Below are 16681 nucleotides of genomic sequence, written 5' to 3'. Positions count from 1 at the left end.
CTAGGCCACGGCCTGCTCCAGCTCCTGCGCCAGCGTGCGCACGAGTTCGGCGGCGGGCATGGCGCGAGCCAGCGGTGCGCCCTGGCCGGCCCAGTGCGCGGCATAGTCGCTGCTGCCCTGCGCGCTGGCGGCCTGGTGCAGCGCCTTGCCTGCGTCATACACCATGGGATAGGCGGGCAGTGCTCCCGCATAGTCCCGCCCCATCTGGTGCAGGCGGTTGAACATGCCGCGCGCAGGGCGTCCGGAAATGGCGGCGGTGATGGCCGTGTGCTGAGCGCTGTCGCTTTGCAGCTCGGCGCGGTAGGCCTGGCTGGCTGCGGATTCAGGACAGAGGATGAAGGCCGTGCCCATCTGTACGGCACAGGCTCCGAGCTGCAGAGCTGCGGCAATGCCTGCACCGTCCATGATGCCGCCTGCAGCGACCACGGGCAGGCGGGACTCGCGCGCCAGCAGCCGCACCAGCGCCAAAGTCCCCATCAGAGTGTCCTGCTCGGGCACGAAAGCGCCGCGATGGCCGCCCGCCTCCATGCCCTGGGCCACGATCACATCCACCCCGGCCTGCTCGATCTGGCGCGCCTCATCGAGACTGGTGGCACAGGCCAGCGTGGTGATGCCGGCGGCGCGCAAGGCATCGACAAAGCCCTGCTCCGGCAGGCCGAAATGAAAGCTCACCACAGCGGGACGCAGCTCCAGCAGCATGGCCTGCAATCGCGCATTGCCCAGTGCAGACTCGTAGATGCAGCGCAGGCCAGACGGCACGGACGCGCCGTAGCGCTCGAACTCCGGCGCCAGATAGCGCAGCCACTGCGCTTCGCGCTCTGCATCTGCTACCGGCGCACGGTGGCAGAAGAGGTTGACGTTGAAGGGGCGATCGGTCAGCGCACGCGTCTGTTCGATGTGCTGGCGCGCCTGCTCAAGGCCGTAGGCGCCTATGCCGACCGAACCCAGGGCGTATGCATTGCTCACGGCAGCTGCCAGCTGCGGGGTTGAGGTCCCGGCCATCGGGGCCTGAATGATGGGATGCTGCAGACCCAGGCCTGTCATCCATGAAGGTAGTTTGCTCATCGCACGTCTCCTAGTTGTCACTTCTCGATATGGATCATTGCGCCGCGCGGGCAAGGCGGCTGGAGGCCACCAGCAGCGCCCCCAGGCCCAGCGCCGCGCAGCCCAGCACGAACAGCTGGCGATAGCTGCCACTGCTGGCGTAGACAAATGCCATCAGATAGCCGGAGCTGGCCTGCAACAGCGCAAATGCCGCCGTGGCATAGCCCCACATTTTCTTGTGCCGGCCGGGGCCAATGAGCTGCATCAGATAGCCCGAAGTAATGGCCGCCATGCCCGGCGACAGCGCCCCCACCACAAAGCCCGACAGCGCATGGCCGCCGAAACCGGCCCAGACCAGCGGCAGGCCGATGGCCACGGCCTTGACAGCATAGGCGCCCGTGGTCGTTCCCCACCAGCCCCAGCGCGTGGCACAGTAGGCCGCGCACAACGGCCCGACCATCGCTCCAAGCCCGAAGAATGCCCATTGCGTCGATGCATAGGCGCCGCCCAGCTGCAGCTCGCGATCCAGGTAGTCCACCCAGAACACGGTGTGCGGCACAAAGCCGAAGGCGTCGCAGGCATAGGCAGTCAACACCAGGATCACCGCCAGGCTCCAGGGCGTTGCCCCGGAAGTTGCGGCCGTCGCCGTGGGCTGGACCGCCACCGGCGCATGCAGGGGAATCTGGCGCGCAGCATGCCGGCCGCTGTAAAGCGCCAGCGCACATAGCGCCGTCAGCGCCCACCAGACGGCGCTCAGGCTGCTGCGCGCAAACATGGGCACCAGCGTGGCGGCCAGCAAGGCACCCACGCCAATGCCGCAGAACATCAGCGGCCCCAGCGTGGCGCGGCGCGACGGCGCGGCGGCAGCCATGGCCACCGACGGGCCCAGCACCATCAGCGCGGCCCCGGCAATGCCCGAGATCAGCCGCCAGACAAAGAACAAGGCCATGGGCTGGGGCAGGCTGCAGCCCGCAAAGCTGAGCATCACGGCCACCCAGCAGATCACCAGCACGCGCAGCGCGCCCATGCGCTCGGCCAGCGGCGCGGCGACCAGGGCCCCGATCAGATAGCCGAGCAGATTGGCGGCGCCCAGATATGCCACCTGCTCGCCGCTGAACCAGCCCGCATGCACCATCTGCGGCATCAGCGCCGTATAGGCGAAACGGGCCAGGCCGACGCCGCTCAGGGTGGCCATGAAGCCGGTCAACAGCAGGGGAAGTTCTTTGCGCTCGATCACAGCTCGGGTTATGGAGGGGAATTGGCATCAAGCCTAAACGCTGCGACTCGATCATGTCCAATGATTCAAAATGATGACTTGCATCTCAATTCAAGATATTGGAGCCGCAATGCAACTCAAATCCCTGCGCATGTTTGAAGCCGTCTGCGAAAGCGGCAGCTTTGGTGCCGCTGCCCAGCGGCTGCACACCGTGCAATCCAATGTCACGGCCCATATCAAAAAGCTCGAGGACGAAGCAGGCGTGCAATTGCTGATGCGGGCCAGCCCGGTCTTTCCCACTCCGGCCGGACGCACGCTGCTGGAGTCTGCGCGGCAGATGCTGCAGTCGCACGACCAGGTGCTGGCCATGCTGCAAGCCCGGCAATTTGCAGCCGGACAGGTCAAGGGCGCCTTGCGCATAGGCTCGATGGAAACCACGGCTGCCCTGCGTCTGCCGCCACTGCTGGCCGAGTTGCGCAGGCAGCATCCGGATATCGACCTGGAACTGGACGCCCAGCCCAGCGCCGCATTGCTGATGGAGCTGGCGGCCGGCCGCATCGACTGTGCCTTCATCAACGGCGCCGCACCGCAAAACGAGCTGCAATCCTGGCCCGTGTTCCGCGAAGAGCTGGTGCTGGTCAGCGGACAGCCGCTGACGCGCTTCCCCACCGCCGCAGAGTTCAGCAGCGCCGTGTTTCTGGCCTTTCGCCAGGGCTGCAGCTATCGCCAGCGGATCGAGCTGCTGATGGCCTCTATGGGTGTGACGGCGGTACGCATCATGGAGCTGGGCATGCTGGACACCATCCTCGGCTGCGTGGCCGCCGGTATGGGCTATGCACTGCTGTCGCGCTCGCTGGTCGAAGCCCAGCAGCAGCGCTTTGGCGTGCACTGGATGACGCTGCCCGGCAAGAGCGGGCAGGAGCTGGCCTTTGTCGACACCTGTTTTGTGACTGCTGCCGTACAAGGCTGGTCGCCGGCACTGCATGCATTTGCGCAGGTACTGGGTGTCCATCCACATGCCACACAGGCACAGCCCGTGGCACTGGCTCTTGCCGCCTGAGGGCGGCAGGACATCACGGCTGCATCAGTGCGCGGCGGTATTGCAATGCCTCGGCCAGATGGGCTTGCGTGATGGCATCCGAGTCCGCCAGATCGGCAATGGTTCGCGCCACCTTCAAGGCCCGGTGCGTGCCGCGTGCCGACCAGCCAAGGCGCGCTGCAGCCTTGTGCGCAAAGGTCAGCGCCTCGGGCTCCAGCTGCAGATGCGTGTCGAGCTGCACCCCCTGCAACTGATGATTGGGCAGGCCCTGGCGCAGCAAGGCCTTGTCCCTGGCTGCACTCACGCGTTGCTGCACGGCAGCGCTGCTCTCCCCTTCGGGCGCAGCCAGAAGCTCCTCGGGCGACAGTGCCGCCACCTCCACATGCAGATCGATACGGTCCAGCAAGGGCCCGCTGATGCGTGCCTGATAACGTGCCACCTGATCGGGGGAGCAGCGGCAGGCCCTCACGCGCGAGCCCCAGTAGCCGCAGGGGCAGGGGTTCATGGCTGCCACCAGTTGGAAACGAGCCGGAAACTCCGCCCTCTGCACGGCCCGCACGATGGTGATGCGCCCGGTCTCCAGCGGCTCGCGCAGGGCCTCCAGGGCACTGCGCGCGAACTCGGGCAGCTCGTCGAGAAAAAGCGCCCCGCAATGGGCATATGAAATCTCGCCGGGCCGCGGCGGCGAGCCGCCGCCGACCAGCGCGACGGAGCTGGCCGTGTGATGGGGAGCGGCAAACGGCCTCTGACGCCACAACTGCGGCGTGAAACGACCGCTGAGGCTGGCAATGGCGGCGGCTTCGAGGGCTTCCTCATCGGTCATGCCGGGCAGCAAACCCGCAAAGCGCTGGGCCAGCATGGATTTCCCAGAACCCGGAGGGCCGATCATCAAGACGCCGTGAGCTCCGGCAGCTGCAATTTCAAGAGCACGCTTGGCCTGCATCTGGCCGCGCACCTCCCGCAGATCCAGCGACTGCAAAGAAGCTTCAGCAGGTCTGGAGTGCACCCGCTGCCAGCCCTCCACGCCATCGCCCTGCTCCGACGGGGCGGCGTCATGCGCGATGAACTGCCTGACCACATCCAGCAGATGCACAGCGCCGAAGACTTCGATAGCCGGCACGAAAGCGGCCTCCAGCGCACTGTCTGGCGGCAGCACCAGCCGCACGCGCTGTTGCTGACGCTGCAAGGCCAGCGCCGTAGCCAGGGCTCCGCGTACCGGGCGCAGGGCACCTGTCAGGGACAGCTCTCCTGCAAACTCATAATCGGCGAGCCGCTGTGCATCGATCTGCCCGCTGGCCGCCAGAATTCCCAGCGCTATCGGCAAGTCAAAGCGGCCTGAGTCCTTGGGCAGATCTGCCGGAGCCAGATTGACCGTGATGCGCTTGTTGTTCGGGAACTCCAGCCCCGCATTGACAATGGCTGCACGCACGCGCTCGCGGGCCTCCTTGACCTCCACATCCGCCAGGCCCACCAGCGTGAACGAAGGCAGTCCGTTGGCCAGATGGACCTCCACCGTGACGGCCGGTGCCTGCAGGCCCAGCAGGGCACGACTTTGAACCAGAGCCAGACCCATCACGCCCCTCCCTTTCCAGCCGGACTGTAGGGCCTAGCGTATGCGCGGGCGGCTCAAACAGGCAATAGGGGTGTGCACAGGCCGTCAGCCGGTGGCGTCATCGCGGGCGGGCTGCTTGCCCGCGGCCCGGCCACGACGTCGTTCGGCCTTGGGAAAGCTGCCCTGCTCCTGCATGAGCGCCGCCCTGGTACGCACGCGCTCGAACACCTGCGACAACACCTGAAGCTCGGCATCGCTGCAATCGCTCAGCAGCTCCTGGTTGATCGCCTGTATCTGCGGAAACAGCTGGGTGTGCAGCGCCAGCCCGGCGGCCGTCAGCTGCACCATGGCCTGGCGCCCGTCGCCGGCCATGCCCTGCTTGTGCAGCAGCCCCTTGGCAATCAGGGTGGAGATGGTCCGCGAGGTGCGCGTGCGATCGAGCTGCGCCAGTTCTGCGAGCCCAGAGGGCTGCATGGCGCCCTTGGTGGCCAGCAGGCCGATCATGCGCCACTCGCGCCGGGTGATGCCGAAGCCGCCCTCGCACAGGCGCACCACCATGGTCCCGGTCGAGCTCATCAGTCGGGCCAGATGGTAGAGGAACAGATCGTCCAGCTCGGACGGCTGCCGCCAGGGGTGGCTCTGCACCTTGGTCATGGGTGTTGTGGGTTTTCTCTAGGAATGATGGATTAGATCCATTATCGAGTCACTGCTTACAGTGGCTGCAAAGAAAACGACAGGAGACACCATGCCTTGCACCCGTATCGCCCGCAGCGCTCTGGCCGGGCTGGCGGCCGCAGCGCTGCTGCTGCCGGCTGCCCATGCTGCCGACAGCTGGCCCGCCAAGCCCATACGCATCATCGTTCCCACGCCGCCCGCCGGCCCTTCCGACATTGCCGTGCGCCCGCTCGCAGCAGCCGTGCAGAAGGCGCTCGGACAGCCCGTGATCGTGGAAAACCGGGCCGGGGCCAACGGCAATATCGGGGCTGCCGAGGTCGCCCGCGCCCCGGCCGACGGCTACACCTGGCTGTGGACCATGGACCCGGTGCTCACCGTCAACAAGCATATCTACAAGAACATCGGCTACTCCAGCGATGCCATCGTGGTGCTCAATGCCGCCGCCAGGTTCTCGCAGACCCTGATCTGCAACCCCGGCCTCGGCTTCAAGTCCGTCAAGGACATGCTGGAGACCGCCAGGGCACGCGAGCTGACCTATGCCACGGGCGGCGCGGGCTCGCCCGGCCACCTGGTCATGGAGTCGCTGCTGTCGGCAACCGGCGTGAAGATGGTGCATGTGCCCTACAAGGGGCCGGCACCGGCCATGCAGGATCTGATGGGCGGCCAGGTGGACTGCGGCTTCCTGGCCGCACCCACGGTGCTGCCCCAGATCCAGAGCGGCCGGGTCACCGCGCTGGCCACCACGGGGCGCACGCGCTCGCCCCTGCTGCCGGCGCTGCCCACGATTGCCGAGTCGGGCTACCCCGATTTCGACGGCACCTACTGGCTGCTGCTGGCGGCGCCCAAGGGTGTTCCTGCCGAGATCCAGAAGCGCTTTCTCGCCGCCATGGATGCCGCCATCCGCTCGCCACAACAGCAGGAGCGGGTCAGGTCCGTGGATATCGAGATGGTGGGCAGCAACCCCGAGCAGGCCCAGGCCAGGGTGCGCGAGATCTCGGGCAAATGGGAAGCGCTGGCTCGCAAGATCAATCTGAAACCCGATTGAGGCCGCTGCCGGCACGCACTTACACTGCCCAATTTCCCATCAGCAATGGCGTGAGACCGCAGCGCGGATCACAGACCAGGAGAGACATGACGATGCAAAGAAGAATCTTCGGCAAGCTCGCGGCAGGGCTCGGCCTGAGCGCTGGATTGCTGGGCAGCGGCGCGCTGCAGGCCCAGGAGAGCCATGCCCTGTTTCCCAACAAGACACCGCTGCGCATGGTGGTCGGCTATCCGCCCGGCGGCGCCACCGACCGCGTGGCACGCATCGTGGCCGACCGGCTGCAGGTCCGATTGGGCAGCCCGGTCATCGTGGAAAACAAGCCCGGCGCGGGCGGCCGTCTGTCGGCCCAGTACGTGAAGAACGCGCCCGCCTCCCAGCCCGCCGTGCTGCTGGCCAATCCCGCCGTGATGGTGGTGGCGCCGCTGGTGTTTCCGGACTCCGGCTACGACCCGGAAAAGGACTTCCGCCCCATCAGCGAGGTGAACCGCTACGAGTTCGGCCTGGCCGTGGCCAGCGCCGTGCCCGTGAAGGAGCTGTCGCACCTGCTGGCCTGGCTCAAGGCCAATCCGCAGCAGGCCAATTTCGGCGTGCCGGCCACGGGCAGCCTGCCGCACTTTTTCGCACTGATGCTGGGCGAGACCGCCAAGGTGCCGGTCGAGGTCGTGGGCTACAAGGGCTCTGGCCCGCTGCTCACCGACCTGATGGGCGGGCAGATCCCCATTGCCGTGGACACTTTCGACACCCAGATTGCCCAGCACGAAGCAGGCAAGCTGCGCGTGCTGGCCACCTCGGGCGAGCGCCGCAGCACCATGGCGCCCGGCATTCCCACGCTCAAGGAGCTGGGCGTGAACCTGGTCGGCACGGGCTGGAATACCTTGTTCGCCCCTCAGAGCATGGCGCCGGCCACGGTGCAGCGCCTGTCGCAGCTGGTGCAGGAGGTGATGAAGGAAACCGACACGCAGCACAAGTTCGCCGCCTCCAGCCTGGTACCCGTGGTCAGCAGTGCGCAGGACACGGAAAAAATGCTCAAGGCCTACCGCGCGCAATGGGCGCCGGTGGTGCAGCGCTCGGGTTTCAAGCCCTGATATTTGAGGAGCGCCTATCGCTTGCCGCCAAACATTTTCAGCATCAAATCTATTCAGAATCCTTGCATAACAAGCGATAGAAGCTCCTGTTTTTGAATGTTCCCCGCTCTCCCATGACCGACTCCCGTCCCAATCTGATCTTCATCCTGGCCGATGACCTCGGCTATGCCGACCTGGGCTGCACCGGTGCGCGCGATGCGCACAACAACGCCACCGATGTCTCGCCGCGCCTGGACGCCATGGCGGCCCAGGGCCTGCGCTTCACGCGCGGCTACTCGAACTCGTCGGTGTGCTCTCCAACGCGCTTTGCGCTGGCCACGGGCCGCTGGCAGTACCGCCTGCGCGGTGCGGCCGAGGAGCCGATCGCCAGCGTGCATGGCGACAAGGTGCTGGGCCTGCCGCCCGATCACCCCACGGTGGCCTCGCTGCTGCGCGATGCTGGCTACGCCACGGCCCTGGTCGGCAAATGGCATCTGGGCTACCCGCCACATTTCGGCCCGCGCCTGTCGGGCTACGAGGAGTTCTACGGCTTTCATGCCGGCGGCGCCGACTACTTCGCCCACTGCGACCCGCGCGGACGCCCCGACTTCTGGCTCAACGAGGAGCCGCATGCCGAAGACGGCTACCTGACCGATCTGCTGAGCCGCCGCGCCGTGGACTTCGTCAAGCGCCAGACGGCCGACCAGCCCTTCTACCTCTCGCTGCACTACAGCGCGCCGCACTGGCCCTGGCTGACGCGCGAGGACCGCGCCGAATCCGAGCGCCTGCAAGGCATGGGCAAGCATATCGACGGCGGCTCCATCGACACCTATCAGCGCATGATCCATCACATGGACGAAGGCATAGGCTGGCTGCTGGATGCGCTGGAGGAAAAAGGCATGAGCGAGAACACGCTGATCGTCTTCACCAGCGACAACGGCGGCGAGCGCTTCTCCAATACCTGGCCCTTCGTGGGCCAGAAGATGGACCTGCTCGAAGGCGGCATCCGCGTGCCTTTGCTGGCACGCTGGCCGGCGCGCATGACGGCCGGAGCCGTCTGCGACACGCCCAGCCTGACCATGGACTGGTCGGCCACCTTCCTGGCCGCCGCCGGCGTATCGGCAGATGCCGACTATCCGCTGGACGGCATCAGCCTGCTGCCCCTGATGCAGGACCAGAGCTGGATGCCCGAGCGCGACCTGGCCTGGCGCATGAAACACCGCGAGCAAAAGGCCTTGATACGCGGCGACTGGAAATATCTGCAGATCGAGGGCATCGAGTACCTGTTCCACATCGGCAACGACCCGCGTGAGCGCGCCAATCTGCGTGACCGTGAGCCCCGGAAGCTGGCCGAGCTGCGCAGCGCCTGGGAGCACTGGAATCAGGACTTGCCGCCGATTCCCGAGGAAGCCAAGGTCTCGCTGGTGTTCACCAAGGCAGACCTGCCCCAGGCCAGCTTCTGAATTGCAGCCAACCCCCAAGCCCATCGCCTAGCCGATGGGCTTTTTCCTTGTCAGCGCCCAGACAAAGAGCAAGCATTCACTTCCCAATCCCCTGATTGGTGCAAGAACCCGGCAAAAAGCAGAGCCATGGCGGTGCATCGCAAAAACGCACCATCTTGGTGCAATGGATTTCGGCCAGCACCCAGGTGGCGAAAGATGCGCTCAGTGATTGTGAAAACTCGTAGCTTTTTGTACTGGCAGCTATGGCCCGGCGCCTGTTCTCAGAGCATGAGCGGCGGACCACCCGGCAGCAGCCACAGAGACTGGCACGGTCTGTGCTTTGAGAGTTCATCCGAGATTTTTGCCACGAAATTTTCAAACCGGAGGAACCCTGAATGCCTAGTCCCGCTGCAAGCCGTTTCAAGACTTTCGCCAAGACTGCCGCCCTGGCCTGCGCTGTTGTCGCCCCCATGTGGGCCCATGCCCAGCTCTCCGCCAACGTTGCCCTGACTACCAACTACAAGTTCCGTGGTCAGGACCAGGACGCCAGCCGCACCAAGGCCGTCAAGCCCGCGCTGCAAGGCGGTTTTGACTACACGTTCGGCGACAGCGGCTTCTACGTGGGCAACTGGAACTCCTCCGTGGACTGGCTGCCCGGCAACTCGCTGGAAACCGACTTCTACGGCGGCTACAAGTTCAAGGCCGCCGATGTGGACTGGGACGTGGGCATGCTGACCTATGTGTACTCGGGCAATGCCAACGGCAACACCACCGAGATCTACGGCGCCGGTACCTACGGCCCGTTCACGGCCAAGTATTCGCATACGGTGTCCAAGGATTACTTCGGCTGGGCCGGCGCCAAGGCGGGTTCGGGTCTCAAGGGCCGCAACACCGGATATCTGCAGTTCTCCTACAGCCAGGAAGTGATGCCCAAGGTGACACTGAAAGCATCAGTTGGTTACACCCATTTTTCCAGCGACATCAAGGACCTGGGCGTTCCCAACTATGTGGACTACAGCTTGGGTGGTGCCTATGACCTGGGCGACGGCTTCTCTGCTGCAGCAGCGGTGACCGGCGCCAACAAGAAGGCCTACTTCGGCGATGTGAACAAGGCGCGTCTGATTCTGACGCTCTCCAAGACTTTCTAATTTTTCAGGAGCCCGTCATGAAAATGGTGATCGCCATCATCAAACCCTTCAAGCTCGACGAAGTGCGTGAGGCACTTTCCCAAATCGGTGTCCAAGGCATCACCGTGACCGAAGTCAAGGGCTTTGGTCGTCAAAAGGGTCACACCGAGCTGTACCGCGGTGCCGAGTATGTGGTGGACTTTCTGCCCAAGCTCAAGATCGAGGCCGCTATTGCCGACGATCTGGTCGATGCCGCCATCGACGCCATCGAGGGCGCAGCCCGCACCGGCAAGATCGGCGACGGCAAGATCTTTGTGCAGGCGCTGGAGCAGTCGATCCGTATCCGTACAGGAGAAACCGGCGACGCGGCCCTGTAAAGGCCCAGTCTCTCTGGAACCGTTTTGAGAAAGATTGCCATGATCAAGAAATTATTGAGCGCAGGCCTGGGACTGGGCCTGCTGGCTGCTTCGGCCACAGGCTTTGCCCAGGAAGCTGCAACGGCTGCCGCCGCAGCAGCACCTGTGGCCGAAGCAGCGGCCGAGGCCGTTCCCACCCTGAGCGCCGGTGACACCGCCTGGATGCTGACCTCGACCATGCTGGTGATCCTGATGGTCATCCCCGGCCTGGCGCTGTTCTACGGCGGCCTGGTACGCAGCAAGAACATGCTGTCCGTGCTGGCCCAGGTCTTCGTGATCTTTTCGCTGATCACCGTGCTGTGGGCCATCTACGGCTACTCGCTGGCCTTTGGCGGCGAAGGCAAGTTCTTCGCCGGCTTCGACAAGCTGTTCCTCATGGGCATCACGCCTGACACGCTGTCGTCCATGCTCAAGACCATCCCCGAATATGTGTTCGTGGCCTTCCAGTCCACCTTCGCCGCCATCACCGTGGCGCTGATCGTGGGAGCATTTGCCGAGCGCATCAAGTTCGCGGCCGTGATCGTGTTCTCCGTGCTGTGGTTCACCTTCAGCTACATCCCCATGGCCCACATGGTGTGGGGCGGCGGTCTGCTGGGTGCCGATGGCGCGCTGGACTTCGCGGGCGGCACCGTGGTGCACATCAACGCCGCCGTGGCCGGTCTGGTGGGTGCCTACATGCTGGGCAAGCGCATCGGCTTCGGCAAGGAAGCCCTGCCCCCTCACAGCCTGACGCTGACCATGGTGGGCGCTTCGCTGCTGTGGGTGGGCTGGTTCGGCTTCAACGCCGGCTCTGCCGGTGCCGCCAATGGCGCTGCCGGCCTGGCCTTCATCAACACCATCCTGGCGACCGGCGCTGCTGCCATCTCCTGGATCGTGGCCGAAGCACTGCTGCGCGGCAAGGCCTCCATGCTGGGCGCTGCCTCGGGTGCCGTGGCCGGTCTGGTGACCATCACGCCCGCCGCCGGTTTCGTCGGCCCCATGGGCTCCATCGTCATGGGCATCATCGCCGGCCCTCTGTGCTTCTGGGGCGTGTCCGGCCTCAAGCATCTGCTCAAGGTTGACGACGTCTGCGACGTGTTCGGCGTCCACGGTGTCGGCGGTATCCTGGGTGCCATCCTGACCGGCGTGTTCTGCGCCAAGGGCCTGGGCGGTATCGAGCCCGAGGGCTACAACATGGCGCATCAGCTGTGGGTGCAGGTCGAGAGCGTGCTGGTGACCATCGTCTGGTCCGGCGTGGTCTCCTTCTTGGCCTACAAGATTGCCGATCTGACCGTGGGTCTGCGTGTCTCGGAAGAGTCCGAACGCCAGGGCCTGGACATCACTTCTCACGGTGAGGTGGCCTACACCCGTTAAGCGGCAGGCTCTTCGCAAGTTCAGTTTCATTACGTTGCCCCGCAGTGCGAACTGCGGGGCTTTTTTATGGTTCATCGCGCATTACCGGGGAAGGCTGCGCGAATCTTCAGAAAGAAATAGTCCTGATCGCGGTAGCCATAGGCCCGGCGCTTGATGACCTTGATGGTGTTGTTGATGCCCTCGACAACACTTGTGTTCAACGGATGCCGGCATCGGGCGATGATCCCGTGCAGGTAGCTTTGCAAGCGCTGAGCAAAGGTGCTCAGTGCTGTAATACCGCTTTGGCGCGCTTGCTCACACCAGTGCTGCCAGGCGCGATGCGCCCAAGCCGGACGACGGTAAAACCACAGCTGTTTTAGCTCATCGCGCAAGACGTATACCGCCATTAATGGCTCATTGGCCGCCAGCAGCTCCTTGAGCTGCACTGCTTGTTGAGCCTGCAGCTTGTTGCGATTGCGCAGTAGCAACCAGCGGCTGGACTTGAGCACCTTGCGCGCCAAGGGCTGTTGGCGCAGCAAGTTGGCCTGATCGACACGCACTCGGTCGATAACCTCCCGGCCATACTTGGCCACGACATGGAACAGGTCATAGACGATCTCGGCGTTGGGGCAGTTGGCCTGGATCTCCAGCTCGTAGGCAGTAGTCATGTCGATAGCAACCGCGCGAATGCGCTGGGCAACGCCAACGGGCAACTGCTCGAAGAACTGGCGGGCCGTCTCGCGTGAGCGCCCTTGCCCCACCCACAGCACCTGCCGGCTGATGGGGTCGACGACGACTGTGGCGTAGCGATGGCCCTTGTGCAACGCAAACTCGTCCATTGCCAAGTATTCGATCCGCTCCCATTGCGGCTGCGCGGTAGTGGCCAGCAATAAGGTCTTGTCGATGGACTTGACCGTGTGCCACCCAAGATCGAAGAAGGCCGCGACTGCCTTGATGCTGCTGCTGCGAAGCAACTGGCTGCACGCCTGTGCCAGACGGTCTGTGACGCGCTGGTAGCGACCGAGCCAGCTGAGTTTCTCCAGGCGCGGGCCACCACAGCTATCGCACCACAGACGCCGACGCGGCACATGCAGCACCACCTTGTACTCGAACAATGCCAGATCGCGCACGCGCCGTGTCGTGGTCTCATGGACTTGGCTGCACTGCGCACCGCAGCGTTCGCAATGCATGATGCTGGCCTGCGGCTTCAGATAGATCGACACGGTGCGGCTATCGCCCTGGGGCCACTGCACACGTTCAACCTCGTAGCCCTCCCAGCCGCCAAGAGCCTGCAATAACTTCGAGTCCAGCATTTGATTTGTTCTCCGATGTCAGCTTCGCAGCCGTCAGATTACAAAACGAACGGGCTCATCTCCACGGAATTCCTCGATGAACCTTTTTTATTCACGCCTGCTTTTCAAAAAAATCAAAGACCAGGCCTTCCTGCCCAAGGGGCGCCCCGGCTACCATGCAGGCCATGGATTCAGCCACCAGCCAAATCAATCAGCTCAGCGAGCGCATTCGCGCCGCTGCCAGTGACAAGACCCCGCTGCGCATTTGCGGCGGCGGCAGCAAGGACTTCTACGGCCTGCGTCTGCAGGGCGAGCCGCTGTCCACGCGCGCGCTCAGCGGTATCGTCAGCTACGAGCCCAGCGAGCTGGTGGTGACCGTTCGCGCCGGCACGCCGCTGGCCGAGCTGGAGGCAACATTGGCCAGCCAAGGCCAGTGCCTGGCTTTCGAGCCGCCGCACTTTGGCGAGGGCAGCACCGTGGGCGGCATGGTCGCCGCAGGCCTGTCCGGCCCGTCGCGTGCCAGCGTGGGTGCAGTACGCGACTTCGTGCTGGGCCTGGAGATGATCAACGGCCAGGGAGAGCTGCTGCGCTACGGCGGCCAGGTCATGAAGAATGTGGCCGGCTATGACGTCTCGCGCCTGATGACGGGCAGCTGGGGCACGCTGGGCCTGATCACCGAGATCAGCCTCAAGGTCCTGCCCATGGCTCCGGCCGAGGCCACGCTGCGCTTTGATAGCTGCAGCCAGGAGCAGGCGCTGGACTGGCTCAACCACTGGGGCGGCCAGCCTCTGCCGCTCAATGCCAGCAACTGGCTGGAAGAAGACGGCAAGGGCACGCTGTATCTGCGACTGCGCGGCGCCCGCGCCGCCGTTCAGGCCGCCACCCTGCGCCTGGGTGGCCAGCGGCTGGACAGCGACGCCGTTGCCGCCGACTGGAACGCCAGCCGCGATCTGAGCCTGCCCTGGTTCCAGCAGCGCGCTGCCGATCGTTGCCTGTGGCGTCTGTCCGTTCCTGCGACCGCAGCGCCGCTGCCATTGCCGCAAGGTGCAGCAGGCCCGCTCATCGACTGGCATGGAGCTCAGCGCTGGGTGCAGGCCCCGCGCTCGGCCGCAGCAGCTTTGCAGCAACTCGCGCAGGCAGCCGGCGGGTCCGCTTCTCTTTTCAAAGCCGAGGACGCCAATCAGACAAGCGCCAACAGCGATCTTGATGTTCATGCACAGGCCAGCCCCGCAGGCCGCACATCGGCACAGCTGCATGCCCGGCTCAAGCAGGCATTCGACCCCGCCGGCATTCTCAATGTAGGCCGCCTCTCGGCGCATTGGTAAGAACAAGGACAGCACCCCATGCAAACCAATCTCGCGCCCGAATACCGTGCCACGCCCGAAGGGCAGGAAGCCGAAGCCATTTTGCGCAAATGCGTGCATTGCGGCTTTTGCACCGCCACCTGCCCCACCTATCAGACCCTGGGCGACGAGCTGGACGGCCCGCGCGGCCGCATCTATCTGATCAAGCAGGTGCTCGAAGGCCAGACGCCCACGCGGGCCACGCAGCTGCATCTGGACCGCTGCCTGACCTGCCGCAACTGCGAATCCACCTGCCCCAGCGGCGTGCAGTACGGCCACCTGGTCGACATCGGTCGCAAGATCGTCGATGAGCAGGTCGAGCGCCCCACGGGCGAGAAGCTGCAGCGCTGGCTGCTCAAGGAGGGCATGAATTCCCCGCTGTTCGCCCCCGCACTGAAGCTGGGCCGCGCCGTGAAAGGCCTGCTGCCGCAGTCCCTGGGCGAAAAAATACCGGCCAACTGGGATGCTGGAGCCTGGCCCGCACGGGAACATGCGCGCAAGGTGCTGCTGCTGGCAGGCTGCGTGCAGCCGGCCATGATGCCGCGCATCAACTACGCCACGGCCCGCGTGCTGGACGCCGTGGGCGTGCAGACCGTGATTGCCGACAAGGCCGGCTGCTGCGGCGCGGTGAAATTCCACCTCAACGACCAGGACGGGGGCAAGGCCCAGATGCGCGCCAATATCGACGCCTGGTGGCCGCTGGTGGAGCGCGGCGAGGTCGAGGCGATCGTGATGAACGCCTCGGGCTGTGGTGTCACCGTCAAGGAGTACGGCCATCTGCTGCGGCTGGAGCCGCAATACGCAGACAAGGCCGCGCGCATCAGCGCCTTGACCCGCGATCTCAGCGAACTGCTGCCCGACATGCTGCCCGAGCTGGTGGACAAGCTCAAGGACCGCATCACAGCTCCCCGGGCTCCTGTGGCCTATCACCCGCCCTGCACGCTGCAGCATGGGCAGAAACTGCGTGGCGGCGTGGAAGCGGGCCTGCGCGAGCTGGGGTTCGATCTGCGCGTGGCGCGCACCGAATCCCATCTGTGCTGCGGCTCTGCCGGCACCTACTCGGTGCTGCAGCCCGAAATCTCGCACCAGTTGCGCGACCGCAAGATCGCCGCACTGGACGAGCCGTTCGCGCCCGAAAAGCCCGCAGCGATTCTCTCGGCCAATATGGGCTGCATCGTCCATCTGCAAAACGGCACCGAGGTCCCGGTCATGCACTGGGTGGAGCTGCTGGATCAGGCGCTGGCCACCGACTGACACCCCCGCATGCCACTGCAGTTTGCAATGCTGGCATGATTGGGAGTTTTGTTTTCCCAGGCCCACGGGCTTTGCCATGACTGAAATCGTGTCTGAATCACAAGAGCAGAAAGCCTCGCAAGCGGCATCGCAGCACAGCGTGCAGGACTCGCAGCCCGGCTCACGCTCGCGCCGAGGCGGCCGTGGCCGCCAGAACCCCGCTCCTGCAGCCAAAGCCGCCCCGCAGGCCGCACGCCCGCAACACCCCTTGCTGGAGCAGCTGGCACAGTGGCACCCGGCCCTGTTTGGCGAGCAACTGCTGCCCTTCAAGCGCGGCATTTTTGAAGACCTGCTGGCCGCCCACCCTGAGCTGGACAAGGACGCGCTCAAGAGCGCGCTGCAGCAGCACACCCGCTCCGGCCGCTATCTGGCTGCCATGGCCAGCGGCCAGCAGCGTCATGACCTGAGCGGCCAGCCCGTGGAAGCCACGCTGCCCGAGCATGTTCACCACGCTCTGATCGAAGTCTTCCGCCGCCGCCAGCAGCGCACGCAGGAAGACCTGACGCCCAAGCTGCGCAACCGCATCGTCGTCGCCTACGAAGCCTCCGGTCTCACGCGCGAGGAATACGCCGAGCGCGTACAGGGTCGTGACGAAAAGACCAACGCCCTGGTGGTAGATGCTCTGGCCGAGGCCGATGCCCGCGCCGCCAAGGACGAGGCGCTGCTGCGCTCTTTCCAGCTCAGCGGCCAGACTTCGGAGCAGGAGTTCGCCGAGATGTACGGCATGAATCCGCGCCAGGTCGCACAGCAGCTGGAACGCGCGCGTCGCCGCCAGCAGAATATTCAATAAAAAAGCTGCTG

At 65.0% G+C, this 16681-nt stretch carries 15 protein-coding genes; 10 read left to right on the top strand and 5 right to left on the bottom strand.

Features of this window, described 5'->3' with window-relative positions; all coding sequences use genetic code 11:
- Window positions 1-1065, bottom strand: coding sequence for an NAD(P)H-dependent flavin oxidoreductase (locus F0P97_RS01140; RefSeq protein WP_182285302.1), 1065 nt, complete (start codon window positions 1063-1065; stop codon window positions 1-3).
- 34 nt (window positions 1066-1099) lie between these two features.
- Window positions 1100-2281 (bottom strand): YbfB/YjiJ family MFS transporter, encoded by a 1182-nt coding sequence (locus F0P97_RS01135; protein ID WP_182285301.1) that lies wholly within the window; start codon window positions 2279-2281, stop codon window positions 1100-1102.
- A gap of 109 nt (window positions 2282-2390) precedes the next feature.
- Between F0P97_RS01135 and F0P97_RS01130 the strand changes: the two genes are divergently transcribed.
- Window positions 2391-3320 carry a LysR substrate-binding domain-containing protein gene (locus F0P97_RS01130; protein ID WP_182285300.1) on the top strand — a complete coding sequence of 310 codons (930 nt, stop codon included), beginning with the start codon at window positions 2391-2393 and terminating at the stop codon, window positions 3318-3320.
- Between the two features lie 13 nt (window positions 3321-3333).
- Here F0P97_RS01130 and F0P97_RS01125 read toward each other — a convergent pair whose 3' ends face one another.
- Window positions 3334-4872 (bottom strand): YifB family Mg chelatase-like AAA ATPase, encoded by a 1539-nt coding sequence (locus tag F0P97_RS01125; RefSeq protein WP_182285299.1) that lies wholly within the window; start codon window positions 4870-4872, stop codon window positions 3334-3336.
- An 84-nt stretch (window positions 4873-4956) separates the two neighbouring features.
- A complete protein-coding gene (locus tag F0P97_RS01120) occupies window positions 4957-5505 on the bottom strand; it encodes a MarR family winged helix-turn-helix transcriptional regulator (protein ID WP_182285298.1) in 549 nt (182 codons plus the stop codon).
- Between the two features lie 91 nt (window positions 5506-5596).
- Here F0P97_RS01120 and F0P97_RS01115 point away from each other — a divergent pair, with 91 nt between their 5' ends.
- The 6 genes from F0P97_RS01115 (at window position 5597) to F0P97_RS01090 (ending at window position 11973) form a co-directional block, all read left to right on the top strand.
- Window positions 5597-6571: a tripartite tricarboxylate transporter substrate binding protein gene (locus tag F0P97_RS01115; protein WP_182285297.1), complete on the top strand. Its 975-nt coding sequence runs from the start codon at window positions 5597-5599 to the stop codon at window positions 6569-6571.
- A gap of 92 nt (window positions 6572-6663) precedes the next feature.
- A complete protein-coding gene (locus tag F0P97_RS01110; protein ID WP_182287061.1) occupies window positions 6664-7656 on the top strand; it encodes a Bug family tripartite tricarboxylate transporter substrate binding protein in 993 nt (330 codons plus the stop codon).
- A gap of 113 nt (window positions 7657-7769) precedes the next feature.
- On the top strand, window positions 7770-9098 hold the full coding sequence (locus F0P97_RS01105) for a sulfatase (RefSeq protein ID WP_182285296.1): 1329 nt from the start codon (window positions 7770-7772) through the stop codon (window positions 9096-9098).
- Between the two features lie 374 nt (window positions 9099-9472).
- Complete coding sequence (locus F0P97_RS01100) at window positions 9473-10225, top strand: TorF family putative porin (RefSeq protein ID WP_182285295.1); 753 nt, start codon at window positions 9473-9475, stop codon at window positions 10223-10225.
- A 17-nt stretch (window positions 10226-10242) separates the two neighbouring features.
- The gene (glnK, locus tag F0P97_RS01095; protein ID WP_003059648.1) at window positions 10243-10581 is read left to right on the top strand and encodes a P-II family nitrogen regulator; all 339 of its coding nucleotides are present in this window, start codon (window positions 10243-10245) and stop codon (window positions 10579-10581) included.
- Between the two features lie 39 nt (window positions 10582-10620).
- Window positions 10621-11973, top strand: a complete 1353-nt coding sequence (locus F0P97_RS01090) for an ammonium transporter (protein WP_182285294.1) — start codon at window positions 10621-10623, stop codon at window positions 11971-11973.
- Between the two features lie 71 nt (window positions 11974-12044).
- On the opposite strand, the gene F0P97_RS01085 is transcribed toward F0P97_RS01090, so the two are convergent.
- Window positions 12045-13265: an ISL3 family transposase gene (locus tag F0P97_RS01085; protein ID WP_182285293.1), complete on the bottom strand. Its 1221-nt coding sequence runs from the start codon at window positions 13263-13265 to the stop codon at window positions 12045-12047.
- Between the two features lie 155 nt (window positions 13266-13420).
- Between F0P97_RS01085 and glcE the strand changes: the two genes are divergently transcribed.
- The 3 genes from glcE (at window position 13421) to F0P97_RS01070 (ending at window position 16670) form a co-directional block, all read left to right on the top strand.
- A complete protein-coding gene (gene glcE, locus F0P97_RS01080; RefSeq protein ID WP_182285292.1) occupies window positions 13421-14569 on the top strand; it encodes a glycolate oxidase subunit GlcE in 1149 nt (382 codons plus the stop codon).
- A gap of 18 nt (window positions 14570-14587) precedes the next feature.
- Entirely contained in the window at window positions 14588-15841 is a 1254-nt protein-coding gene (gene glcF, locus F0P97_RS01075) for a glycolate oxidase subunit GlcF (protein WP_182285291.1), read from the top strand.
- A gap of 76 nt (window positions 15842-15917) precedes the next feature.
- Window positions 15918-16670 carry a ProQ/FinO family protein gene (locus F0P97_RS01070; protein WP_182285290.1) on the top strand — a complete coding sequence of 251 codons (753 nt, stop codon included), beginning with the start codon at window positions 15918-15920 and terminating at the stop codon, window positions 16668-16670.
- Window positions 16671-16681 lie beyond the last annotated feature (11 nt).

Source organism: Comamonas testosteroni, assembly GCF_014076415.1.
Taxonomy (GTDB): Bacteria; Pseudomonadota; Gammaproteobacteria; order Burkholderiales; family Burkholderiaceae_C; genus Comamonas; species Comamonas testosteroni_F.
This window is presented reverse-complemented; position numbering and strand designations above follow the sequence as displayed.

Excerpts from the sequence above, each read along its gene's own strand:
- F0P97_RS01140 (WP_182285302.1), bottom strand. The coding sequence starts at position 1,065 with ATGAGCAAACTACCTTCATGGATGACAGGCCTGGGTCTGCAGCATCCC.
- F0P97_RS01130 (WP_182285300.1), top strand. The coding sequence starts at position 2,391 with ATGCAACTCAAATCCCTGCGCATGTTTGAAGCCGTCTGCGAAAGCGGC.
- F0P97_RS01125 (WP_182285299.1), bottom strand. The coding sequence starts at position 4,872 with ATGGGTCTGGCTCTGGTTCAAAGTCGTGCCCTGCTGGGCCTGCAGGCA.
- F0P97_RS01120 (WP_182285298.1), bottom strand. The coding sequence starts at position 5,505 with ATGACCAAGGTGCAGAGCCACCCCTGGCGGCAGCCGTCCGAGCTGGAC.
- F0P97_RS01115 (WP_182285297.1), top strand. The coding sequence starts at position 5,597 with ATGCCTTGCACCCGTATCGCCCGCAGCGCTCTGGCCGGGCTGGCGGCC.
- F0P97_RS01110 (WP_182287061.1), top strand. The coding sequence starts at position 6,664 with ATGCAAAGAAGAATCTTCGGCAAGCTCGCGGCAGGGCTCGGCCTGAGC.
- F0P97_RS01105 (WP_182285296.1), top strand. The coding sequence starts at position 7,770 with ATGACCGACTCCCGTCCCAATCTGATCTTCATCCTGGCCGATGACCTC.
- F0P97_RS01100 (WP_182285295.1), top strand. The coding sequence starts at position 9,473 with ATGCCTAGTCCCGCTGCAAGCCGTTTCAAGACTTTCGCCAAGACTGCC.
- glnK (WP_003059648.1), top strand. The coding sequence starts at position 10,243 with ATGAAAATGGTGATCGCCATCATCAAACCCTTCAAGCTCGACGAAGTG.
- F0P97_RS01090 (WP_182285294.1), top strand. The coding sequence starts at position 10,621 with ATGATCAAGAAATTATTGAGCGCAGGCCTGGGACTGGGCCTGCTGGCT.
- F0P97_RS01085 (WP_182285293.1), bottom strand. The coding sequence starts at position 13,265 with ATGCTGGACTCGAAGTTATTGCAGGCTCTTGGCGGCTGGGAGGGCTAC.
- glcE (WP_182285292.1), top strand. The coding sequence starts at position 13,421 with ATGCAGGCCATGGATTCAGCCACCAGCCAAATCAATCAGCTCAGCGAG.
- glcF (WP_182285291.1), top strand. The coding sequence starts at position 14,588 with ATGCAAACCAATCTCGCGCCCGAATACCGTGCCACGCCCGAAGGGCAG.
- F0P97_RS01070 (WP_182285290.1), top strand. The coding sequence starts at position 15,918 with ATGACTGAAATCGTGTCTGAATCACAAGAGCAGAAAGCCTCGCAAGCG.